Origin of the sequence: Streptomyces sp. S.PNR 29, from assembly GCF_030386795.1 — a bacterium.
Lineage (GTDB): Bacteria > Actinomycetota > Actinomycetes > Streptomycetales > Streptomycetaceae > Streptomyces.
Window position 1 is genome coordinate 1 of sequence record NZ_JANUQM010000003.1, and the last position, 21,523, is coordinate 21,523.

At 72.8% G+C, this 21,523-nt stretch carries 19 protein-coding genes; 11 read left to right on the plus strand and 8 right to left on the minus strand.

What is annotated here, in order from left to right; all coding sequences use genetic code 11:
* A partial coding sequence (locus NW895_RS08925; RefSeq protein ID WP_289935496.1) for an RICIN domain-containing protein occupies positions 1-1,962 on the minus strand: 1,962 nt, incomplete at its 3' end.
* A 780-nt stretch (positions 1,963-2,742) separates the two neighbouring features.
* On the opposite strand from NW895_RS08925, the gene glmS reads away from it, so the two are divergent.
* Entirely contained in the window at positions 2,743-4,590 is a 1,848-nt protein-coding gene (gene glmS, locus NW895_RS08930) for a glutamine--fructose-6-phosphate transaminase (isomerizing) (RefSeq protein WP_289934837.1), read from the plus strand.
* 31 nt (positions 4,591-4,621) lie between these two features.
* On the opposite strand, the gene NW895_RS08935 is transcribed toward glmS, so the two are convergent.
* The 3 genes from NW895_RS08935 to NW895_RS08945 form a co-directional block, all read right to left on the minus strand.
* Positions 4,622-5,164 (minus strand): MOSC domain-containing protein, encoded by a 543-nt coding sequence (locus NW895_RS08935; RefSeq protein ID WP_289934839.1) that lies wholly within the window; start codon positions 5,162-5,164, stop codon positions 4,622-4,624.
* Between the two features lie 72 nt (positions 5,165-5,236).
* The gene (locus NW895_RS08940) at positions 5,237-7,000 is read right to left on the minus strand and encodes an insulinase family protein (RefSeq protein WP_289934840.1); all 1,764 of its coding nucleotides are present in this window, start codon (positions 6,998-7,000) and stop codon (positions 5,237-5,239) included.
* Positions 7,001-7,013: 13 nt separating this feature from the next.
* On the minus strand, positions 7,014-7,976 hold the full coding sequence (locus tag NW895_RS08945; RefSeq protein WP_289934841.1) for a hypothetical protein: 963 nt from the start codon (positions 7,974-7,976) through the stop codon (positions 7,014-7,016).
* Between the two features lie 203 nt (positions 7,977-8,179).
* Here NW895_RS08945 and NW895_RS08950 point away from each other — a divergent pair, with 203 nt between their 5' ends.
* A complete protein-coding gene (locus NW895_RS08950) occupies positions 8,180-8,551 on the plus strand; it encodes a holo-ACP synthase (RefSeq protein WP_289934842.1) in 372 nt (123 codons plus the stop codon).
* A 31-nt stretch (positions 8,552-8,582) separates the two neighbouring features.
* Here the strand turns inward: NW895_RS08950 and NW895_RS08955 are convergent, their stop codons facing one another.
* Positions 8,583-9,767: a hypothetical protein gene (locus NW895_RS08955; protein WP_289934843.1), complete on the minus strand. Its 1,185-nt coding sequence runs from the start codon at positions 9,765-9,767 to the stop codon at positions 8,583-8,585.
* Positions 9,768-9,962: 195 nt separating this feature from the next.
* Between NW895_RS08955 and NW895_RS08960 the strand changes: the two genes are divergently transcribed.
* The 5 genes from NW895_RS08960 to NW895_RS08980 all read left to right on the plus strand — a co-directional run bounded on the left by NW895_RS08960 (position 9,963) and on the right by NW895_RS08980 (position 15,390).
* The gene (locus NW895_RS08960; RefSeq protein WP_289934844.1) at positions 9,963-11,396 is read left to right on the plus strand and encodes an NAD(P)H-hydrate dehydratase; all 1,434 of its coding nucleotides are present in this window, start codon (positions 9,963-9,965) and stop codon (positions 11,394-11,396) included.
* Between the two features lie 643 nt (positions 11,397-12,039).
* Positions 12,040-13,206 carry an alanine racemase gene (gene alr / locus NW895_RS08965; RefSeq protein ID WP_289934845.1) on the plus strand — a complete coding sequence of 389 codons (1,167 nt, stop codon included), beginning with the start codon at positions 12,040-12,042 and terminating at the stop codon, positions 13,204-13,206.
* A 121-nt stretch (positions 13,207-13,327) separates the two neighbouring features.
* Positions 13,328-14,587 (plus strand): alpha/beta hydrolase, encoded by a 1,260-nt coding sequence (locus NW895_RS08970; protein ID WP_289934846.1) that lies wholly within the window; start codon positions 13,328-13,330, stop codon positions 14,585-14,587.
* Positions 14,553-15,065 (plus strand): tRNA (adenosine(37)-N6)-threonylcarbamoyltransferase complex ATPase subunit type 1 TsaE, encoded by a 513-nt coding sequence (tsaE, locus tag NW895_RS08975; protein WP_289934847.1) that lies wholly within the window; start codon positions 14,553-14,555, stop codon positions 15,063-15,065. The genes NW895_RS08970 and tsaE overlap by 35 nt, the downstream gene beginning before the upstream one ends.
* A 157-nt stretch (positions 15,066-15,222) precedes the next feature.
* Positions 15,223-15,390 (plus strand): hypothetical protein, encoded by a 168-nt coding sequence (locus tag NW895_RS08980; protein WP_289934848.1) that lies wholly within the window; start codon positions 15,223-15,225, stop codon positions 15,388-15,390.
* A 64-nt stretch (positions 15,391-15,454) separates the two neighbouring features.
* Here the strand turns inward: NW895_RS08980 and NW895_RS08985 are convergent, their stop codons facing one another.
* Complete coding sequence (locus NW895_RS08985; protein ID WP_289934849.1) at positions 15,455-16,009, minus strand: hypothetical protein; 555 nt, start codon at positions 16,007-16,009, stop codon at positions 15,455-15,457.
* Positions 16,010-16,131: 122 nt separating this feature from the next.
* On the opposite strand from NW895_RS08985, the gene tsaB reads away from it, so the two are divergent.
* Genes tsaB through NW895_RS09005 form a run of 4 tightly spaced genes read left to right on the plus strand, consistent with a single transcriptional unit; the run spans position 16,132 to position 18,677 of the window.
* Entirely contained in the window at positions 16,132-16,785 is a 654-nt protein-coding gene (gene tsaB, locus NW895_RS08990; RefSeq protein WP_289934850.1) for a tRNA (adenosine(37)-N6)-threonylcarbamoyltransferase complex dimerization subunit type 1 TsaB, read from the plus strand.
* On the plus strand, positions 16,782-17,345 hold the full coding sequence (gene rimI, locus NW895_RS08995; RefSeq protein WP_289934851.1) for a ribosomal protein S18-alanine N-acetyltransferase: 564 nt from the start codon (positions 16,782-16,784) through the stop codon (positions 17,343-17,345). Before tsaB ends, rimI begins: the two co-directional genes overlap by 4 nt.
* On the plus strand, positions 17,338-18,423 hold the full coding sequence (gene tsaD / locus NW895_RS09000; RefSeq protein ID WP_289934852.1) for a tRNA (adenosine(37)-N6)-threonylcarbamoyltransferase complex transferase subunit TsaD: 1,086 nt from the start codon (positions 17,338-17,340) through the stop codon (positions 18,421-18,423). The genes rimI and tsaD overlap by 8 nt, the downstream gene beginning before the upstream one ends.
* Positions 18,420-18,677 carry a hypothetical protein gene (locus tag NW895_RS09005; RefSeq protein WP_289934853.1) on the plus strand — a complete coding sequence of 86 codons (258 nt, stop codon included), beginning with the start codon at positions 18,420-18,422 and terminating at the stop codon, positions 18,675-18,677. The genes tsaD and NW895_RS09005 overlap by 4 nt, the downstream gene beginning before the upstream one ends.
* On the opposite strand, the gene NW895_RS09010 is transcribed toward NW895_RS09005, so the two are convergent.
* Entirely contained in the window at positions 18,628-19,164 is a 537-nt protein-coding gene (locus NW895_RS09010; RefSeq protein ID WP_289934854.1) for a hypothetical protein, read from the minus strand. The two genes, NW895_RS09005 and NW895_RS09010, sit on opposite strands and share 50 nt — an antisense overlap.
* A 28-nt stretch (positions 19,165-19,192) precedes the next feature.
* A complete protein-coding gene (locus NW895_RS09015; protein WP_289934855.1) occupies positions 19,193-21,502 on the minus strand; it encodes a glycoside hydrolase family 3 N-terminal domain-containing protein in 2,310 nt (769 codons plus the stop codon).
* Positions 21,503-21,523 lie beyond the last annotated feature (21 nt).

Sequence of the window (21,523 nt, forward strand, 5' to 3'; positions counted from 1 at the left end):
CTCGGCTTCGGCGTTCTTCCGGTGCTGCGCTGCCTCGGCCTGCTTGGCGGCGGCGGTCTCCTTCTCCGCCTTCGCCGTCTTCTCCTCGGCCTCCGCCGCGAGCCGCTCGGCGTGGGCCTCGGCGGCGGCTGCCTTCGCGTCGCCCTCGGCCTTCAGAGCCTCGGTGAGCTTGGCCTCCGCGGTCTCCTTGTCCTTCTTGGCGTTGTCGCGGTGCACCTTGGCCGCGTCCGCGGCGGCCTTCGCCTGCAACTCGGCCGCGTGTGCCGCTTCCTTGCGGAACTCCGCCTTGGCCTGCGCGGCCTGGGCGAGCGCACGCTGCGCGATGGTCTGGCTGTCACCGGCGGACGCGCGGGTGGCGGCCTCGGCGGTCTCGCCGGCCTTCACCATCGCCTCCAGCGCGGCTGCCGCGCCCTTGGTGACCTGGGCCTTCTGCTGGCCGACCAGCAGGCCACGGCCGCGCGGCGCGCCGGCCGCGTCCGCGACCGCGTAGGCGGCCTGCTCGGCCGCGTCACTGGTGGTTGCGGCCTTCTGCGCCGCAGCCAACTGCACCTTGAGGGCGTCGAGTTGCTTCTTCGCGCCGGCCCGGGCGGCGGCGATACCGGCATTCGCCTTGGTGAACTGGGCCGCCGGAGGAACGGTGCCGTTGTGGCCGGACGGCTTGACGGTGAACTTCTGCGGGTTGGTGCCGGTGCACGTCCACAGCCGCGAGTCCTGGCCGTTGTCGTACGTCCGCAGGTCCAGGCACTTGCCCGTGCCGACGTTCTTCAGGCTCGTGGTGGCACGGATGTCGTACTCCCACGTCTGTGCCGGAGAGCTGTTGCACGTCCAGAGCTGTATCTTCGTGCCGTTCGCCGAGCCGGTCCCGGACACGTCCACGCACTTCAGCGCGTTGACGTTGCGAAGGTGGAGGCCCTTGTCGTCGCCGTACACCTCCCACTTCTGCGCGGCCGAGCCGTTGCACGTGTAGAGCTGGACGGCTGTGCCGTTGGTCTTGCCGGCGCCCGCGGCGTCCAGGCACTTGCCCTTCGCGCCGTACGCCTCGATCACCGTCGGAGCGTCGCCGACGTAGCCGATCCCGCCCGCGGACCAGTAGTCCTGCCAGCGGGCGAGACGGTCGGCGATCCACGAGTGGCCGAGCATCTCGCCGAGGGCCTTCGCTCCGGAGGCGAGGGCCTTGGTGGCGTCCTTGTTCGCCGTCAGGATCCGGTTGCGCTGGGTGGCCTGCGAGGAGATCTCCTGCTGCCACTCGGTGGCGGCGACGGTGGAGACGGTGCCCAGTACCTTGTTCGGGTCGATCGGGTCACGCCACGCGCACGAGGCGAAGCGGGACTTCAGGTCCTCGACCGCGATGCGGTACTCGGCCGTGCCCGGCTGGGGAGCCGTACGGGGGAAGCCTCCGGAGGCCAGGAAGATACGGGCGTTGTCCGCACCCGTGGGCTCCAGCTTCCAGTCCGACAGGTGCTGGAATCCGTCCCGCTCGGCGAGCGCGCGGTTCCACTCGTCCCCGGGAAGACCCGGGTCGGGATCCTTGCCGTAGAGCGGAGTGCCGAGGGATGTGACGGCCTTGACCGTCGCTTCGTCCGCCTCGGGCGTGGGGTCGGCGTACAAGTCGCTCTCGCTCTTCCAGAACCGGTCGCTGATCCACTTGGTCAGGCCGGTCTGGGAGTGGAAGTCCTCCTTGCCGTCGTTGCTGGTGCCCGGCGGCCAATGGAAATCGGCCACCGTGAAACCGGCTGGAGTCTCCAGCCCGTCAAGAGGCTTCTTCCATCCCTCGCTCAGGGCCTGGAGGGCGGCCCCCTCCTTGGTCGCCGCGTCCCGGTCCTTTTGATACGCCGCGGCGAGCGGGGTGTCCTCCCAGTGCTGCCGGTTGGCCAGCGCATGCAGCTTGTCCGGGGGCTGGTTGAGGCCGTCCTGCGCGGTCGCGGCCATGTACGGTCCGCCCAGGCGCAGCACGTCGGCCATCAGGCACTGGTCCTGCCGCAACTGCTCGGCGGCCGTGTCCTCGAACCAGTCGTACGAGTCGGCCACCGGCTCGGCCCTGTCCACGGAGGGCCGGCCGGGCAGATCCGGGCGGGCGGCCAGGCCCGCGACGACCGCGACGGAGAGGAGGAGCGGAACGGCCCGGGCGGAGAGCCCGGATCGCTCTGGCCCGGGTCTGAAGAACGCTGGTGGTCTGGAACGCAAAGGTGCATCCCCTTCATGACGGAGAAGGTGACCGGAAATCAGCCGTTGGAGACTCAAGGCGATGAGGCTCTCAGGAGCCGAGAAGGATCGCTTGGCCGTCGTGGCGTCAGGAACGGCAGGAGCTGTCCGGCATGGGACGCACGGATGGCAGGTACTGCGATAGCGCGACGCGCCCCTCCCCGTGGCGACGCTGTTCCCCCGGTCGCTGATGGACATGCGCGATGACGGATTGGTCAGATCCGGTCAGGCGCGGCGCAACCTTAGGCATACGCCGACAGGCTCGGAAAGGGGCGGCGTGGGGGGCCGGAGGGGGTGGCGCGAAACCTCCTACCGACGGGTAACTCCTTCCGGACTGCACGATTCCCTCACACACCAGGGGCGTTCTGTGTGTTTCCTGTGTTCGAGGGTGAGGGAGTGGCGGGTGGCGCCGGGAAAAGATGACCGAAATCGATCGGCGGAGCGGACGTGTCCGCTCCGCCTGCGTGCGCCGGTGGGAATTTCCGATTTCGGGCACGCAGTGCCGGAATCGGGCGACGGACGGGACGTAGGCTGCGCCCCATGTGCGGAATCGTGGGATACGTGGGGTCGCAGTCGGCGCTTGAGGTCGTGATGGCCGGGCTGAAGCGGCTGGAGTACCGGGGCTACGACTCGGCCGGCGTCGCCGTGCTCGCGGACGGCGGGCTCGCCGCGGCGAAGAAGGCCGGGAAGCTGCTCAACCTGGAGAAGGAACTGGACGGCAGGCCCTTGCCGACGGGGACGACGGGCATCGGGCACACGCGGTGGGCCACGCACGGCGGGCCGACGGACACCAATGCCCATCCGCACATCGACAACGCGGGGCGCGTCGCGGTCGTGCACAACGGCATCATCGAGAACTTCGCTCTGCTGAGGGCCGAGTTGGAGGAGCGAGGCCATGAGCTGGCCTCGGAGACCGACACCGAGGTCGTGGCCCATCTGCTCGCCGAGGAGTTCTCCTCCTGCGCGGACCTCGCGGAGGCGATGCGGCTGGTGTGCCGGCGGCTGGAGGGCGCGTTCACGCTGGTCGCGGTGCACGCGGACGAGCCCGATGTGGTCGTGGGGGCGCGGCGGAACTCGCCGCTCGTGGTGGGCGTGGGAGAGGGCGAGGCCTTTCTCGCCTCGGACGTCGCCGCGTTCATCGAGCACACGCGGTCGGCGATCGAGCTGGGTCAGGACCAGGTGGTGGAGCTGCGCCGGGACGCGGTGACGGTGACGGGCTTCGACGGCCGCCCGGCGGAGGTCAGGTCCTACCACGTCGACTGGGACGCGTCGGCGGCGGAAAAAGGGGGCTACGACTACTTCATGCTCAAGGAGATCGCCGAGCAGCCCAAGGCGGTCGCCGATACGCTGCTGGGCCGCATCGACGGCTCCGGCTCGCTGACCCTGGACGAGGTGCGGATCCCTCCGGGGGCGCTGCGGGAGATCGACAAGGTCGTCATCGTGGCGTGCGGTACGGCGTTCCACGCCGGCCTGATCGCCAAGTACGCCATCGAGCACTGGACCCGCATCCCGTGCGAGGTGGAGCTGGCCAGCGAGTTCCGCTACCGGGACCCGATCCTCGACCAGCGGACCCTGGTCATCGCCATCTCGCAGTCCGGCGAGACCATGGACACCCTGATGGCCCTGCGGCACGCCCGTGAGCAGGGCTCCAGGGTGCTCGCCATCTGCAACACCAACGGTTCGACCATCCCCCGCGAGTCGGATGCGGTGCTGTACACGCACGCGGGGCCGGAGGTGGCCGTCGCCTCGACCAAGGCGTTCCTGACGCAGTTGGTGGCGTGCTACCTGGTCGCCCTGTACCTGGGGCAGGTGCGGGGCACCAAGTGGGGTGACGAGATCCAGGCGGTGATCCGGGACCTGTCGAGCATCGCCGGGGCGGTGGAGCGGGTCCTGGAGACCATGGAGCCGGTGCGGGAGCTGGCGCGTTCCCTCGCTGACAAGGGCACCGTGCTGTTCCTGGGGCGGCACGTCGGGTATCCGGTCGCGCTGGAGGGCGCCCTGAAGCTCAAGGAGCTCGCCTACATGCACGCCGAGGGCTTCGCGGCCGGCGAGCTGAAGCACGGGCCGATCGCGCTGATCGAGGAGGACCTGCCCGTGGTGGTGGTCGTGCCGTCGCCGCGCGGGCGGTCCGTGCTGCACGACAAGATCGTCTCCAACATCCAGGAGATCCGGGCCCGCGGTGCGCGCACGATCGTGATCGCGGAGGAGGGCGACGAGACGGTCGCCCCGTACGCCGACCATCTGATCCGGATCCCCGCCACGCCGACGTTGCTCCAGCCGCTCGTGGCCACGGTGCCGTTGCAGGTGTTCGCGTGCGAGCTGGCGACGGCGCGCGGGAACGAGGTGGATCAGCCCCGGAACCTGGCGAAGTCGGTGACGGTGGAGTAGGGGACAGGGGACAGGGGACAAAGGGACGGGGTCAGACCCGTTCCAGGGGGCGGTGCGGCCCGTCCGGGAGCTTCACGGCGATCGGGTCGCCGGGACGCACCACGCCGCCCACCCGTACGACGCTCATGATCCCGGCCTTGCGCACGATGTTCCCGGCCTCGTCGCGGCCGACGACCTGCTTCAGCAGGCCGTCCTGGAAGGTGTCGATCTGCAGGCAGGGGTTGCGCAGGCCGGTGACCTCCACGACGGCCTCGTCGCCGATGTGCAGCAGCGTCCCCACCGGCAGGGCGAGCAGGTCGATGCCCCTGGTGGTGATGTTCTCGCCGAGTTCGCCCGGAGCGACGGTGAATCCCCGGCCGCCCACTTCGGCGAAGAGCTCCTCGTGGATGAGGTGCACCTGACGCAGATTCGGCTGTGTCGGGTCCTGCGCGACCCGGGAGCGGTGCTTGACGGTGACACCGGCGTGTACGTCTCCCTCGACTCCCAGGCCGGCCAGCAGGGTGATGCTGGGGCGGTTGGGCTTGGTGAAGGAGTACTCGCTGTTGCTGCTGACTGCGGTTACCGTGGCGGTCATGGTGCGCGGGGCCCCTGTTCGGTGGTGTTGAGGTCGCTTCGAGGAGGGCCCTGACGGGCCCGGTGGACGGCCTTACGCGACTGTCCGGGCGAGCTTGCGGCGCTGGTTCGCCGTCCTGGTGCAGCGGATCAGGGTGTACTCCAGTACGCCGATGCCGAACACGCCCGGCAGGGGCGGCACACGGCCCTCGCTGATCCGGTCGACGATGAGGTATCCGCCGAGCATCGGCCACGCCACGGCCAGCGTGGCCAGCAGGACGACGGCGGCGGTCCAGCCACGGGCGCTCCAGGCCGCCTTCCTCCGTCGGCCGGCGGAGGGATCCGCCGGACGGGGCCGTTTGCGTGGCTGCGGGATGCGTTCCGGCTCGCGGGCGGGCATCGGGACCACCGCGGCGTGCGGCACGGCCGCGTCGATCGCCGCGATCCGCTCCGCCGTCACCCCCCGGTACAGCGTCGGCTCCACCGAGACCGTGAAGCCGTCCAGGCCGGTCAGCGCGCGGGCGCCGTCGGGGCGTGCGGTCATCGCCGCCACGGCGTCGTAGCGGACGGTGACCGGGCCGCCCGGCGTGCTCAGGCTGACGCCCTCGGTGCCGATGACCAGCGTGACCCGGTCGTCCTCCAGGGACGGGTGCCGGGTGCCGGTGACCACGTCCTGTGAGTACTGCGGGGCGAGAGTGAAGCCCGCCCAGTCGGCGCCCCGGCTCGGCACCTGGAGCAGGGCGCCCGCCCACACCTCGCGGGCCACCGCGCGCAGGTCGGCGAGCGTCACGGCCGCCAGTTCGGCCTTGTGCTGCTCGGGGCTGAGCATCCGGTGGCCGAGCAGCAGGTTCAGGGCGTACCCGGGCAGGGCGGCGGCGCCCAGGTCGGGAGCGTCGTACACCTTCAGGAACTTGCCGCGCGCCGAGTCCAGTTCGGACTGCTCGATGCGGCCCGCCCGCAGCCGCGCGAGGGTGTCGACGAAGCCGCCCACCACCGCGTCCTGCTTCTTCGGCAGCGCGTCCGCGTACGCCGTGAGGGTGGCGAAGCCGGCGTCGCGCGGGGTGTAGTCGGCCTCCGCCGTGTAGGAGAGGCCTCCCTCCTGGCGCAGGTCCTGGAACAGCGCGCGGCCGAGCACCTCGGCGAAGACCGCGGCGGCGGTCGAGCGGGGCACGACGGAGGTGAGGACGACATGGCCGTCGTCGCCGTGGATGTAGGCCGGTGTGACGGGCAGTGCGCTCGTCGGGGCGGGCGCCGGGACGCGCGTGCCGGCGGGCAGGGTGAGGTCGAGGCCGTCGGGCACGTGGTCGCTGGTGATCCACAGCACCGCGTTCTCCCGCGTGAAGCGGGTCGCGGCCCAGTGACGTACCTGCTCGGGCGTCAGGCCCCAGGTGCCCAGCTCGTCGTAGCTGGACAGGCCGTAGCCCTGGGCGCCGTAACGCCACAGCGGCATCTGGGAGTGGGGGCCGCCGCCCCGCCCGGCGGCCTCCGTGCGCAGGATCTCCTTCTCCGTCTCCAGCCGCTCCAGCGGCAGGTCGCGCAGGCCCGCGCAGACGGTGTTGAGGTAGGTCACGACCTCCTCCTCGCTGCCGGTGACGTGGAAGAGGGTGTAGGCGTTCGCCGTGGCGCCGTTGTAGTGCAGGTCGGACAGGCCGAGGCGGTACAGCGCGAGGTGCTCGACGAGGTGGGTGATCCCGGCCGTGGCGAGGGTCTCGTCGGCGCGTCCCACGCGGAAGAACAGGCCCGCGGTGATCTCGCCGGGCCGGGGCGCGTACAGCGTGGGAACGCCCTGCGTGGTGGTGTGGGAGACCAGCCCGTCGAGGGCGGCGAGGCCGGTGGCGTCGTGCAGTTCGGTGGTCATGTGTCGTCCCCCCTCAGAGTGTGGCCAGGGCGGCCTTGCGGAACTTCGCGAACTGGTTCCGCCAGTCGGGCAGGTACGCCCACGGGTACTCGGTGGCCCTGTCGCCGAGGGCCGCGAAGTGCCGGGCCGCGTCCTCGCGGTGGCCGCCGAGGGAGAAGGCCATGGCGAAGGTGCTGTGCGCGCCGATCCACTCCCAGCCGGGCCGGTGGCCGGGGTGCAGCACCGAGACCTCGGCGGCGTGTCGCAGGTCGTCGCGGACCGGCAGACCCCGCATGTAGGCCGTGTCCTCGCCGCTGTCCAGGTCCAGCCAGTGCTCGATGTGCGCGTCGGCGACCAGGACACCCGCGTCCGAGCCGTCCGGGGCGGCACTCGCGCACTCCCGTGCGAAGCCGTGCGCGGCCTCCCAGGAACCGCCCCACTTGGGGCACAGCTGCTGCAGGAGCAGTGACTGGGCGCGGTAGTGGTGCGGGTGACGTGCCGACAGGCGGTCGTAGCGGCGGCGTGCCTCGGACTGTCCCAGCTGCAGGCCGCGCGCGGTGATCAGACGGGCGGTCCAGGCGGGGGCGTACCCCGGCTGCTCGGCGCACACCTCGATCAGCAGCTGCTCGGCCTTGCGCAGCCAGGCGTGGAACTGGTCGAACTGCTCGCGTGAGACGTGCTCGGCGCGCAGGCTGCTGCGGATCTCCCAGCCGATGCGGATGTACCGCTCGGCGAGCAGCGTGCGCGGCAGCGGATCGCCGGGCCGTGCCGCCGCGGCCTGCTCCAGGTAGTGCTCGACCCCGGCCATGTCGGCCAGCAGCCCGGAGGCGAAGGAGACCTTGTCGGCCGAGTCGAGGCCGGCGAAGAACGCCTGGGTGCCGGCCCAGTCGCGGGCCTGCGCGGCGGTGCGCAGCGCGGCGAGTTCCGGCAGGTTGTCGAACGGGTCGGTACTCGGTCCCGGCCCGGTGGCGGTTCTGCCGCCGCTGGTCCTGCTCACGCTCGCGCCCCCCTGGCGTTTCCCCGTGCACGGCGCGCCGACCGGCCCCCCAGGGCGGTCGCCGTGGCTGACGATCCATCGATGTGGCTGATCTGTCGTACGCGTGTGCTGTACGAGTGAAGTCGCCGCAGGTTAGCAGCATGGTGTGACAGTCAGCCCGGCAATTGATCCCCGGCTCGGTCCGCGGCCGTAGGGTGCTCGGCATGAGCATCATCGGGGTCGGCATCGACGTGGCGGAGATCGAGCGGTTCGCGGAGTCGCTGGAGCGTACGCCCGGGCTCGTCCGGCGGCTGTTCCGGGAGAGCGAGTTGCTGCTGCCCAGCGGGGAGCGGCGCGGCGTTGCCTCGCTCGCCGTGCGGTTCGCCGCCAAGGAGGCGCTCGCCAAGGCGCTCGGTGCCCCGCCCGGGCTGCACTGGACGGATGCCGAGGTGTACGTCGAGGACAGTGGGCAGCCGCGGTTGCGGGTGACCGGGACGGTGGCGGAGCGGGCGGCGGAACTGGGGGTGCGGTCCTGGCATCTGTCGCTGAGTCATGATGCGGGGGTGGCCTCGGCGGTCGTCATCGCCGAGGGGTGAGGACCGCCGAGGCCCATCCCCTTACCGAGCGTCAGCAGATGGACTGGCTGGTGTTGACCCGGGTGATGTTGCGGAAGGTGGTGTTCTCGCCGCAGGGGCTCTCCCTGATGGCCGAGTTGGTGACCGTCAGGTTCTGGACGGTGATGTCCTTGTTGTTCGGGAACTCCGAGCGTGCCGCGAGCCGGATCTCGCCGCCGCCCGTGACGGTGCCGCTCTGGGCGGCGAGGTTCACGTTGTAGCAGTTCTCGATCAGGATCGAGTTGTTGCCGGTGTTGCTGAGGGTCACCTTGTCGATGACCGCCCCGCCGCTCTCCGAGACGCAGAACACGCCGCGTCCGCCGCCGCGGGCGATGACCTCGCCGACCCGGATGTTGGTGGGGTAGCCGCTGCCGACCCGGCCGTTGCGGTTGGCCATGCGGAAGGCGGCGTAACCGGTGCCGGTGCCCGCGTTCTCGGCGTCCACCTTGGTGACGCGGGCGTTGATGGTCTGGTTGAGCAGCAGGCCGGACTCGCCCACGTTACGGGCCGTCACCGTGCCGATGGTGAGGCCGTCGACGCCGTATGTCTCCACCGCGTGGCTGGAGGCGCCGGAGACGTACACGTTGTCGATGCGGACGTTCTTCGTCCACTGGCTGGTGTCGCCGCGGTTGTCGATGCGGACGCCGAGGCCGCGCGACAGGCGCATGTCGATCTGGCCCAGGACGACGTTCTGGACGTTGCGCAGGAAGACGCCGTAGAGCGGCGTGCCGGTGAGGTTGAGGTGCTGGACCTCCACGTCGCGGGTGCCCCGGGAGTAGACCGGTGCCTGGTCGCCGGATCCGGTGCCGGTGACGTTGATGGTGCCGCAGACGTCGAGCACGGTGTAGCTCGGGAGGGAGATGCGGGAGCCGGCGGAGACCGAGCCCGAACCGCGTACCACCACCCGTTCCTTGGCGGTGCGGCCGGACGTCAGGCTGTTGACGGCAGCCTGGACGGCGGCGCGCATGTCGGTGCCCGTGTAGACAGTGCTGCCGCCGCGCCGGGCCGTCCAGGTGCTGCCGCTGAGCACCGCCTCCGCCTGGTACATGCCCTCGCCGCAGGCGGCGGCCGCCTGCGGAGGGGCGGCGGTGGCGGTGGCAGGTGCCGTCAGGGCGCCGGCGGCGGTGAGGAGGGCGACGGCGGCCGCCACGGTCGTACCTGCGGGCTTGCGGGTGGGGAGTGCGGCTCTGGGTCCCATGGGGGTGGGTCCTCCGGTCGTCTGTCGAAACGATTCGAGTGAATCGATTCACCTGTGGGGGGCCGTGAGTTTGGCAAAGGCACGGCAAAGCGTCAATGGATGTGACGTCGCGATGTGACGGCGGATGTGACGCCGGATGTGACGCCGTTCGTCGTCGGTGACATACGGAGGCGGCCGTGCGGGAGACTCGACGGCATGCGTACTGCGTACAGCGTGGAGACGGTCAGGACGGCTGAGCGGGAGCTGATGGCGCGGCTTCCGGAAGGGGCGTTGATGCAGCGGGCGGCGGCCGGGCTCGCCGCCGCCTGCGCGGATCTGCTCGGGCGGGTGTACGGCAGCCGGGTGGTGCTGCTGGTCGGCAGCGGCGACAACGGCGGCGACGCGCTCTACGCCGGCGCCCGGCTGGCGCGGCGCGGTGCGGGCGTCACGGCGGTGCTGCTCGCGCCGGAGCGGGCTCATGCCGGGGGGCTCGCGGCGTTGCGGCGGGCGGGGGGCGTCGCCGTGGGGACCGGTGCCGCCGAGAAGTTGGTCGAGCGGGCCGATCTCGTGGTGGACGGCATCGTCGGGATCGGCGGCAAGGGCGGGCTGCGTCCGGACGCGGTGCCGCTGGCCGCCGCGGCGGAGCGGTCACGGGCCGCTGTCGTCGCCGTCGACCTGCCGAGTGGGGTCGATGCCGACACGGGGGAGGTGCACGGGGTCGCGGTGCGGGCCGATCTGACGGTGACGTTCGGGACGCACAAGCCGGGGTTGCTGATCGATCCCGCGCGGGAGTACGCGGGGTCGGTGCGGCTGGTCGACATCGGGCTGGAGCTGCCGCGGGAGCCGGAGTTGGAGGCGCTGCAGCACGTCGATGTGGCGCGGCTGCTGCCGGTGCCCGCCGCGGAGAGCGACAAGTACCGGCGGGGGGTCGTCGGGATCGCCGCCGGGTCCGCGCGGTACCCCGGGGCGGCGGTGCTCGCCGTGGCGGGGGCGTTGCGGGGCGGGGCCGGGGCCGTGCGGTACGTCGGGCCCGCCGGGCAGGCCGTGATCGCCCGGTTCCCCGAGACGCTGGTGTCCGACCAGGGGCCCAGGCGGGCGGGGCGGGTGCAGGCGTGGGTCGTCGGGCCGGGGGCCGGGGACGACGCGGCGACCGTGGCGGAGGTGCTGGCGGCGGATGTGCCGGTGCTGATCGACGCGGACGGGTTGCGGCTGGCGGAGGCCGGGGCGGTGCGGGGGCGTACGGCGCCGACGCTGATGACCCCTCATGCCGGGGAGGCCGCGGCGTTGCTGGGGGTGAGCCGGGAGGAGGTCGAGGGGGCGCGGCTGGCCTCGGTGCGGGAGCTGGCGGGGCGGTACGGGGCGACGGTGCTGCTGAAGGGCTCCACGACGCTGGTGGGGGACTCGGGGGGCGGGGCTGTGCGGGTGAATCCGACGGGGACGTCCTGGCTGGCCACGGCGGGGAGCGGGGACGTGCTGTCGGGGCTGGCGGGGTCGTTGCTGGCGGCGGGGCTTTCGGCGGTGGATGCGGGGAGTGTGGGGGCGTATCTGCATGGGCTGGCCGGGAGGTTCGCGGCGGATGGGGCGCCGGTGGGGGCACATGATGTGGCTGAGGCGGTTCCGGGGGCCTGGCGGGACGTTGTGCGGGGGTGAGGGGGCCGGGCGGTTGGTGGGTTGAGGTGCGGGGCTGGGTGCCGGTGGGTGGGGGTGCGGCGGGTGTTTCTCGCCCCCGCCGCCCCTACCCATTCCCATCCCCCAGGGGCTGCGCCCCTTCGACCCCGCCAGGGGCTGCGCCCCTTGGACCCCGGCGGGGAGTGCGCTCCTTGGACCCCGGTGGGGGCTGCGCCCCTTGGACCGGGGCGGGGGCTGCGTGCCCTGGACCCCGGTGGGGGCCGTGCGCCCTGCACCCCCGGTGGGGCTGCACCCCTTTGGCCCCGCCAGGGGCTGCGCCCCTTGAACCCCGGCGGGGAGTGCGCTCCTTGGACCCCGGTGGGGGCTGCGCCCTTTCGACCGCGGTAGGGGCCGTGCGTCCTGCACCCCCGCCAGGGGCCCCGCCCCTGGACCTCGGTGGGGGCTGCGTCCCCTGCACCCCTGCGGGGGGCCCTTGCACGCCGGTTGGGGGGCGGGGAGTGTGTCCCTGCACCCTTGCGGGGCTGCGCCCCTGGAGAGGGGGTGCCCCGGTGCCGGGCTGGGCCGTCGTCTTGCATCCCTCTGGGCGGCGTGGCCGCCCGGATGTGGGCCCGTCCGGGGTCGGTGGCTCGGGGAGGGTTGGGGGGCTCTGAGAGACTGGGCGGCGATGAGTGAGAGAGCAGCCGCGCGGACCGCGACCCTGCGGGCCCGCGCCGAGATCGACCTGGCCGCGTTGCGGGCCAATGTGCGGACCCTGCGTGCCCTCGCGCCGGGCGCGGCCCTCATGGCCGTGGTGAAGGCCGACGGGTACGGGCACGGGGCTGCGGCATGCGCCCGCGCTGCGGTCGCGGCCGGGGCGGACTGGCTGGGGACGGCCACGCCTCAGGAGGCGCTCGCGCTGCGGGCGACGGCCGGGCTGCCGGCGGACGTACGGATCATGTGCTGGCTGTGGACGCCCGGCGGGCCCTGGCGTGAGGCCGTCGAGGCGGACCTGGATGTCTCGGTCAGCGGGATGTGGGCGCTGCGGGAGGCCGTCGAGGCGGCTCGGCAGGCCGGTGTGCCCGCACGCGTTCAGCTCAAGGCCGACACGGGGCTCGGGCGGGGCGGCTGCCAGCCGGGGGAGGACTGGGCCGGCCTGGTCGGCGAGGCGTTGCGGGCCGAGGCCGAGCGGCTGATCCGCGTCACCGGGCTGTGGTCGCACTTCGCCTGCGCCGACGAGCCCGGGCATCCCGCCAACGCCGCCCAGCTCACCCGCTTCCGGGAGATGGTGACGTACGCCGAGGAGCAGGGCGTACGGCCGGAAGTGCGGCACATCGCCAACTCGCCGGCCACGCTCACCCTCCCCGAGTCCCACTTCGACCTCGTACGCACCGGGATCGCCCTCTACGGCATCTCGCCCATCCCCGAGGTGGGCTCCCCGGCCGACTTCGGGCTGCGGCCGGTGATGACCCTGTCGGCCTCGCTGGCCCTGGTGAAGCACGTACCGGGCGGGCACGGTGTCAGTTACGGGCACCGCTACACCACCCCGGGCGAGACCACCCTCGGCCTGGTGCCGCTCGGTTACGCGGACGGCATCCCGCGGCACGCCTCCTCGGCCGGGCCCGTCCTGGTCGACGGCAAGTGGCGTACGGTCGCGGGGCGGATCGCGATGGACCAGTTCGTCGTCGACCTGGGTGGGGACGAGCCCGAGCCGGGAGCGCAGGCGGTTCTGTTCGGGCCGGGCGACCGCGGGGAGCCCACCGCCGAGGACTGGGCGCAGGCCGCGGGCACCATTGCGTACGAGATCGTCACCCGGATCGGAACGCGCGTTCCCCGCGTCTATGTGAATGAGTGACGAAGGTCCGTGAAGGACGAACGAGACGGGTAACCCGCACAAGGACCCGTCCCGGGATGACACCAGTCACTCCGGTATCACCTGACCCATCGAACAGCAGTCCGGCGAAGAGGAGCGGTACGTGAGCGAGAGCAGTGCGGAGGTCGTCGCGGACGTGGCCGCGACGGCCGTCGCCTCCGCCACGGGGGCGGCCGCCGGAGGCTGGCGCCGGGCGACCGGCATCGCGGGCGTCGCGATAGGCGTGGTCGCGGCGGGCGCGGCCGCGGGCGTCGCCATCGAGCGGCTCACCGTCGGCCGGGGCATGCGGCAGAAGGCCCGGCTCGCCCTCGACTCGGCGGGACCGTACGGCGCGCTGCGCGGCTCGCCCGGCAAGGCGTACGCCGCCGACGGCACCGAGCTGTACTACGAGGTCGACGACCTCGACCCGGACGCCGCGCCCGCGCTCGGCCCGCGCCGCCGCCGGCTCTTCGGCCGCAAGGCACCCGCTCCCGTCACCGTCGTCTTCAGCCACGGCTACTGCCTCAACCAGGACTCCTGGCACTTCCAGCGCGCGGCGCTCAGAGGCGTCGTGCGGACCGTGCACTGGGACCAGCGCAGCCACGGCCGGTCCGGGCGCGGCGTGGCCCAGGTGGAGCGCGACGAGCCGATCACCATCGAGGAGCTGGGGCGCGACCTGAAGGCCGTCATCGACGCGGCCGCGCCCGACGGTCCGATCGTGCTGGTCGGTCACTCCATGGGCGGCATGACCGTGATGGCCCTGGCCGACCAGTTCCCCGAGCTGATCCGCGACCGCGTCGTCGCCGTCGCCCTCGTCGGTACGTCGTCGGGCCGGCTCGGCGAGGTCAACTTCGGGCTGCCCGTCGCCGGCGTCAACGCGGTGCGGCGCGTCCTCCCCGGGGTGCTGAAGCTGCTGGGGCAGCGGGCCGACCTGGTGGAGAAGGGGCGCCGGGCGACGGCGGACCTGTTCGCCGGGATCATCAAGCGGTACTCGTTCGCGTCCCGGGAGGTCGATCCGGCCGTGGCCCGGTTCGCCGAGCGGATGATCGAGGGGACGCCGATCGACGTGGTCGCCGAGTACTACCCGGCGTTCAACAACCACGACAAGACCGAGGCGCTCGCCCACTTCCGCGGCATGCCGGTCCTCGTACTGGCGGGCGTGCAGGACCTCGTCACGCCCAGCGAGCACAGCGAGGCGATCGCCGACCTGCTCCCGGACGCGGAGCTGGTGCTGGTGCCGGACGCGGGGCACCTGGTGATGCTGGAGCACCCGGAAGTGGTCACCGACCGGCTCGCCGACCTGCTCACCCGTGCGGGTGCCGTGCCCGCAGGGGCTACCGTGGGTGGCTATGGAAGCACCAGCAGCACCGCACAACCCGGCTGACGTCGAGCTGATCATCACCTCCCCCGAGCAGATGCGGGAGCTGGGCCGCAAGCTGGCCAAGCTGCTGCGCGCGGGCGACCTGGTGATGCTCACCGGGGAGCTCGGAGCGGGCAAGACGACCCTGACCCGCGGGCTCGGCGAGGGGCTCGGCGTGCGCGGCGCCGTCACCTCCCCGACCTTCGTGATCGCCCGCGTGCACCCGTCCCTCGGCGACGGCCCCCCGCTCGTCCACGTGGACGCCTACCGCCTGTCCGGCGGGCTGGACGAGATGGAGGACCTCGACCTCGACGTGTCCCTGCCCGAGTCCGTGGTCGTCGTGGAGTGGGGCGAGGGCAAGGTCGAGGAGCTGACCGAGGACCGGCTGCAGGTTCTGATCCACCGGGCCGTGGGGGACACCACCGACGAGGTGCGGCACGTGACGCTGACCGGGCTCGGGGAGCGCTGGTCGGCAGTGGATCTGAGCGTGCTCGCCGCCTGAACCGGCGCGGTCCGCCCGCGTTGTCGCGGTTTCATGAACGTTCCGACAAGGCGTCGGCAAGATGTTGCGTTCGGCGTCCCGCACGTGATGACATGGTATCCAGCCAGTAGTTAGGCGTGCCTAACTACGTCCGCCCCCGGCTCCCCAGGAGGCGTCCATGCCGGCCACAGAGAGCAAGCCGCAGCCGCAGCCGTACGCGGTTGCCGGGGTGTCCATGAGCGACCTGCTGGCGGCCTGCGCCGCCGCGAACGTGGTCTCGACGCCTCCGCGCGCCCCCGAGCCGGAGGAGACCAACCCGCCCGCCGCCCACCGGGAAGCCGCCTAGTTCCACTGGGCCTGTCGTTTGGATCAGACCGGCTCGCCCGCGCCGAGGACGCACCGTCGCCCGCCTAACGGACGACGACGACCTTCCGTCCGATCGTCGCGAACCTCCACATCGCGTCGCCGTCCGCGCGCGACTCCCGGATGCCGCCCGTCTTCATGCCCGGGTCGGGCGTCGCCACCGAGGTGTCCACCGCCGCGCTGAACCCGATGACCACACCGCCCACGCTGGTGAAGCGCACGACGTGCTCGACGGGGATGCCGTCGGAGCCGGTGACGCGGTTGGAGCGGGACGTCACCGTGTAGGTGCCGGGCGCCGGGTCGACCGCGCTGGGGGCGACCTTGAAGGTGCGCGTCACCTTGTCGGCCGCGCCGACCAGCCACACCCGGTCGCCGCCCACCGAGTACACCACCCGTTCACCCGAACCGGACCCGGCGGGCAGGGCGGCGGGATCGCTCTTCCGCGCGGGCGCCGCCGGGGCGCTCACCGTGGGCGAGCTGCTCACCCGCGGCCTGCCGAGGCCGGCCGGGACGCTCGCCGACGCCTGGTAGGCCAGGAAGCCGACCGCACCGAGGGCCGCCGCGGTGAGCGCGGCCACGATCCCCGAGCTGCTGCTTGCCACTGGTGACCACCTCTGTGTGCGTCCGTGTGCGTCGTATACCGCGCCTCGGGGCGACGGTAGCAGCAGGTGACGGCCCGGCCCGGGCGGCGATGCGGGGGGCGCGGGAGCCGTAGGCTGTTTGCGTGCTCTTGCTCGCTCTGGATACCGCCACTCCCGCCGTCACCGTCGCGCTGCACGACGGAACGGACGTCATCGCCTCGTCGAGCCAGGTGGACGCGCGCCGGCACGGCGAACTGCTGCTTCCGGCGATCGACCGCGTTCTCGCCGAGGCCGGCCCGGGGCTCGACGCCGTCACCGGCATCGTCGCCGGTATCGGCCCCGGCCCGTACACCGGGCTGCGCGTCGGCCTGATGACCGCGGACACCCTCGGCCTCGCGCTCGGCGTGCCCGTGCACGGCCTGTGCACCCTGGACGGCCTGGCGTACGCCTCCGACCTGGAAGGTCCCTTCGTCGTGGCGACCGACGCCCGCCGCAAGGAGGTCTACTGGGCGCGCTACGCCGACTCCCGCACCCGCGTCACCGACCCGGCCGTCGACCGGCCCGCCGACATCGCCGACCAGGTGGAGGGCCTGCCCGCCGTCGGCGCGGGCGCGCTGCTGTACCCCGGCACCTTCCCCAAGGCGCACGAGCCGGAGCACGTGTCGGCCGCCGCACTCGCCCGGCTGGCCGCCGAGAAGCTCGCGGCGGGCGAGGAACTCCCCGCGCCCCGGCCGCTGTACCTGCGCCGGCCCGACGCCCAGGTCCCCAAGAACTACAAGGTGGTCACCCCCAAGTGACCGAGCCCGTGACTGCCGTACTGCGCGAGATGCGCTGGTGGGACATCGACCCCGTCCTGGAGCTGGAGCGTGACCTCTTCCCCGAGGACGCCTGGTCGCGGGGCATGTTCTGGTCCGAACTGGCCCATGCGCGCGGACCGGAGGCGACCCGTCGCTACCTGGTCGCCGAGGAGAACGACCGGATCGTCGGATACGCGGGCCTCGCCACCTCCGGCACGGCGTCGGACAGCGGCTCCGCCGCGGGAGCCGACATCCAGACCATCGCCGTCGCCCGCGACCACTGGGGCACCGGCCTCGGCGGGCGGCTGCTGACCGAGCTGCTGAAGGCCGCCACCGCCTTCGAGTGCGCCGAGGTGATGCTGGAGTGCCGGGTCGACAACGTCCGCGCCCAGAAGCTCTACGAGCGCTTCGGCTTCGAACCCATCGGCTTCCGGCGCGGCTACTACCAGCCGGGGAACGTGGACGCCCTGGTGATGCGGCTGACCATGACCCCGGGCAGCGGCTCCGCCGAGGGCGCCGCTTCCCCGAACGACGTACAAGGAACCGAGATCCATGGCTGACGAACCCCTGGTCCTGGGGATTGAGACCTCCTGCGACGAGACCGGCGTCGGCATCGTCCGCGGCACCACCCTGCTGGCCGACGCCATCGCGTCCAGCGTGGACGAGCACGCCCGCTTCGGCGGCGTCGTGCCCGAGGTGGCCAGCCGGGCGCACCTGGAGGCGATGGTGCCGACCATCGACCGCGCGCTGAAGGAGGCGGGGGTGAGCGCCAGGGACCTGGACGGCATCGCCGTCACCGCCGGTCCCGGTCTCGCCGGTGCCCTGCTGGTCGGCGTCTCGGCGGCGAAGACGTACGCCTACGCCCTCGGCAAGCCCCTCTACGGCGTCAACCACCTCGCCTCCCACATCTGCGTCGACCAGCTGGAGCACGGCGCGCTGCCGGAGCCGACGATGGCGCTGCTGGTGAGCGGAGGGCACTCCTCCCTGCTGCTGTCGACGGACATCACCTCGGACGTCCGCCCGATGGGCGCCACCATCGACGACGCGGCCGGTGAGGCCTTCGACAAGATCGCCCGGGTGCTGAACCTCGGCTTCCCCGGCGGTCCGGTCATCGACCGGTACGCGCGCGAGGGCGACCCGGACGCGATCGCGTTCCCGCGCGGCCTGACCGGCCCGCGCGACCCGGCCTACGACTTCTCCTTCTCCGGCCTGAAGACGGCCGTCGCCCGCTGGATCGAGGCCAAGCGGGCCGCGGGGGAGGAGGTCCCGGTGCGCGACGTGGCGGCCTCCTTCCAGGAGGCGGTCGTGGACGTGCTGACCCGCAAGGCCCTGCGGGCCTGCAAGGACGAGGGCGTCGACCACCTGATGATCGGCGGCGGTGTCGCGGCCAACTCCCGGCTGCGCGCGCTGGCGCAGGAGCGGTGCGAGGCGGCCGGGATCCGGCTCAGGGTGCCGCGCCCGAAACTGTGCACGGACAACGGGGCGATGGTGGCCGCGCTCGGCGCCGAGATGGTCGCCCGCGACCGGCCGGCGTCCGGCTGGGACCTGTCCGCGGACTCCTCGCTGCCGGTGACGCAGCCGCACGTTCCGGGCCACGGCCATGTGCACGAGGCCGGCAAGGAGAACCTGTACTCGTGACGGTCGCGTTGATGTGGGAGGCGCGGGCGGTGCCCGGACGCGGGGAGGACCTGCTGGCCTGGGTCCGCGCACAGGGCCTGCCCCGGGAACCGCTGCGCCGGGAGACCTTCCGCGCCCCCCAGGACCGCGTCCTGGTCATCACCTGGTGGGACGCCGACCACGACGCCGCGCTGCCCGAACTCCCCGAGCCGGACGGGGAGTTGGTCACGCGGGCGGTGCATCGGTGGCGGTTCGAGTCGGTGGGCGCCGACTGACCGAGAGCTCCCACGGCTCCTCCGGGAGGTGGCCCCGCCACACCAGCCGGCCGTGCCGGCGCTCCCAGCGGGCGCACACCACGGCCCGCCCCAGCCACGCCAGCGCCGGCCACAGCGGGAACACGGCCATCCACGAGTCCCACAGGAGGGCCAGGGGCAACGTCATGGCCACGCACGCGGCGAAGAGCCGCAGGCCGATCGGGTGGCGGCGCAGCGAGTCGCCGGTGGGCAGCGCCGCGTCCGTGTCCTCCACGGGGACCGCCGCCTCGAACTGCTTCACCCCGCTGAACCACTTGAGGCGGGACGACCTGAGGAGCGTGTACACCGCCAGGAAGGCGAGCGCGAGACCGGCGAGCAGCGCCAGCCCGCTCGGCCTCACCGGCGAGAAGCCACGGACGCTCACCATCACGGCCACGTTGACGGCCGATGCGGCGAGCGCCGAGAAGACGTCCCTCAGTTCGTCGTGGACGTACCTGACCATGGCCATCGCATCCCCCCGTCCCCGGCACGGAGGGTCAGGCCGCCCGGGACACCTCCGCCTCGCACCTCAGCCGCCGGCCGGGGCCGAGCACCCGCAGCGGGCCCGTCAGCGTCAGGTGTGCCGTGTGGCGTACGTCCGCGCTGGATGCTCCCAACCGTAGTTCCAGGGCACCGGGTTCGACCACCCGCCGGCCCGAGCGGTCGGTGAACGCCGACAGGTCCGGGTGGAAGCGGAAGGTCACCCGCCGCGCCTCGCCCGCCGCCAGCTCCACCCGCTGGTAGCCGATCAGCCGGACGTCCGGACGCGTCACCGAGGCCACCGGGTCGTGCAGGTACAGCTGGACGACCTCCGTGCCCTCGCGGTCGCCCGTGTTGCGGACGGTGAGCGACACGTCGTACGAGCCGTCCGTGCCGATCTCCACCGGGCCGGCGCCGGCGAAGTCCTCCCAGGCGAACGTCGTGTACGAGCGGCCGTGGCCGAAGGGGTACAGCGGGGTCGGGTCGAGGTTGCTGACCTCGCCCGCGAGGCCGAGGGGCGGCTGGAGGTACGTCCAGGGCTGGCCGCCGGGGGTGTGCGGGACGCTCACCGGCAGCCTGCCCGAGGGGGTGACGCGGCCCGACAGCACTCCCGCCACCGCCGGGCCGCCCTCCTCCCCCGGGAAGAAGGCCTGGACGGCGGCGGCCAGGCGTCCGTGCCAGCGGCCGAGCGCGTACGGCCGTCCCGTCAGCAGCACCAGCACGACCGGTACACCCGTCGCCACCAGCGCGTCCAGCAGTGCCCCCTGCACGCCGGGAAGCCTCAGGTCCGTCGCGTCACAGCCCTCGCCGGAGGTGCCCCGGCCGAACAGGCCCGCCCGGTCGCCGAGCACGGCCACGCACACGTCCGCCTCGGCCGTCCGGGCCACCGCGTCCTCGAAGCCGGTCCTGTCCGGGTCGTCCACCCCGCAGCCTTCCGCGAACGTGACCTTGGCGTCGGGCAGTTCGGTGCGCAGCGCCTCCAGCAGCGTCGGGATCTCGATGCCCGTCTCCACCTCGGGATGGCGGGGGAGCACATGGGACGGGAAGGAGTAGCAGCCCAGCATCGCCAGCGCGTCGGCCGCCCTCGGGCCCACCACCGCGATGCGGGTGTCGGGGGCGAGGGGGAGGATCCCGTCCGGGTTGTCCAGCAGGACCACCGACCGCTCGGCCAGGCGGCGGGCCAGAATCCGGTTCGCGGTCGAGTCCAGCTCGATCGACTCCGCGTGCTCCGGGGCCCAGTCCTCGTCGAGCAGGCCCAGTTCGCACTTCTGGAGCAGCACGCGGCGGGCCGCACGGTCGATCAGTTCCTCCGGGACGTCCCCGGCGCGTACCGCCTCCAGCAGCGGTTTCCCGTAGCACTTCAGCGTCGGCAGTTCGACGTCGATGCCGGCCGCGAGCGCCGCGTGCGCCGCCTCGGCCGGGGTGCCGGCGACCCGGTGCAGGCTCTCCAGGAACCCGATGCCGAAGTAGTCGGCGACCACCGTCCCCGTGAACCCCCACTCCTGACGCAGCAGATCGGTCAGCAGCCCGGGATCCGCGGACACGGGGACGCCGTCGGTCTCGGTGTACGCCGCCATCACCGAGCGCGCCCCGCCCTCGCGCAGCGCCATCTCGAACGGCGGCAGCGTCACATCGGCGAACTCCCGGACGCCCGCCCGCACCGGCGCCAGGTTGCGCGCGCCGGCCGAGGAGGCGTACCCGGCGAAGTGCTTCAGCGTGGCGATGATCCCGGCCGACTCAAGGCCCCGCGTGTACGCGGCACCGATCGTGCCGACCAGATACGGGTCCTCGCCGATCGTCTCCTCCACACGCCCCCAGCGCGCGTCCCGTACGACGTCCAGGACGGGCGCGAAACCCTGGTGGACGCCGACCGAGCGCAGGTCGCGGCCGATGTGCCGGGCCATCTCCTCGACGAGCTCCGGGTCGAAGCTCGCACCCCAGGCGAGCGGCACCGGATAGGCCGTGGCCTTCCAGGCGGTGAAGCCGGCCAGGCACTCCTCGTGGGCGAGCGCCGGAATGCCGAAGCGGCCCGCCTCGGTGATACGGCGCTGGGCGCGCGCCAGTGCCTGCGCGCCCAGCGCCGGGTCCACCGGGGCCGTGCCGAAGGGGCGGGTGAGCTGGCCCAGGCCGTGGGTGATCAGCTCGTCCCAGTCGTAGTCGGTGGTCATCTCGCTCTGGAGCGGGGCGACTCCGTCGCCTTCCGTGTCGGCGCCCACCCACACGCCGTACAGCTGGGCGGTCTTCTCCTCCAGGGTCATCCGGGAGAGAAGGTCGTCGACGCGGTCGGCGGCGGGCAGGGCGGCGTCACGCCAGGGCGCGGTGGTCATGAAACTCCTGTCGGGGTCGAA

Bases quoted from the DNA above. Each gene is read 5' to 3' on its own strand.
- glmS (WP_289934837.1), top strand. From the start codon at position 2,743: ATGTGCGGAATCGTGGGATACGTGGGGTCGCAGTCGGCGCTTGAGGTC.
- NW895_RS08935 (WP_289934839.1), bottom strand. From the start codon at position 5,164: ATGACCGCCACGGTAACCGCAGTCAGCAGCAACAGCGAGTACTCCTTC.
- NW895_RS08940 (WP_289934840.1), bottom strand. From the start codon at position 7,000: ATGACCACCGAACTGCACGACGCCACCGGCCTCGCCGCCCTCGACGGG.
- NW895_RS08950 (WP_289934842.1), top strand. From the start codon at position 8,180: ATGAGCATCATCGGGGTCGGCATCGACGTGGCGGAGATCGAGCGGTTC.
- NW895_RS08955 (WP_289934843.1), bottom strand. From the start codon at position 9,767: ATGGGACCCAGAGCCGCACTCCCCACCCGCAAGCCCGCAGGTACGACC.
- NW895_RS08960 (WP_289934844.1), top strand. From the start codon at position 9,963: ATGCGTACTGCGTACAGCGTGGAGACGGTCAGGACGGCTGAGCGGGAG.
- alr (WP_289934845.1), top strand. From the start codon at position 12,040: ATGAGTGAGAGAGCAGCCGCGCGGACCGCGACCCTGCGGGCCCGCGCC.
- tsaE (WP_289934847.1), top strand. From the start codon at position 14,553: ATGGAAGCACCAGCAGCACCGCACAACCCGGCTGACGTCGAGCTGATC.
- NW895_RS08980 (WP_289934848.1), top strand. From the start codon at position 15,223: ATGCCGGCCACAGAGAGCAAGCCGCAGCCGCAGCCGTACGCGGTTGCC.
- tsaD (WP_289934852.1), top strand. From the start codon at position 17,338: ATGGCTGACGAACCCCTGGTCCTGGGGATTGAGACCTCCTGCGACGAG.
- NW895_RS09010 (WP_289934854.1), bottom strand. From the start codon at position 19,164: ATGGCCATGGTCAGGTACGTCCACGACGAACTGAGGGACGTCTTCTCG.
- NW895_RS09015 (WP_289934855.1), bottom strand. From the start codon at position 21,502: ATGACCACCGCGCCCTGGCGTGACGCCGCCCTGCCCGCCGCCGACCGC.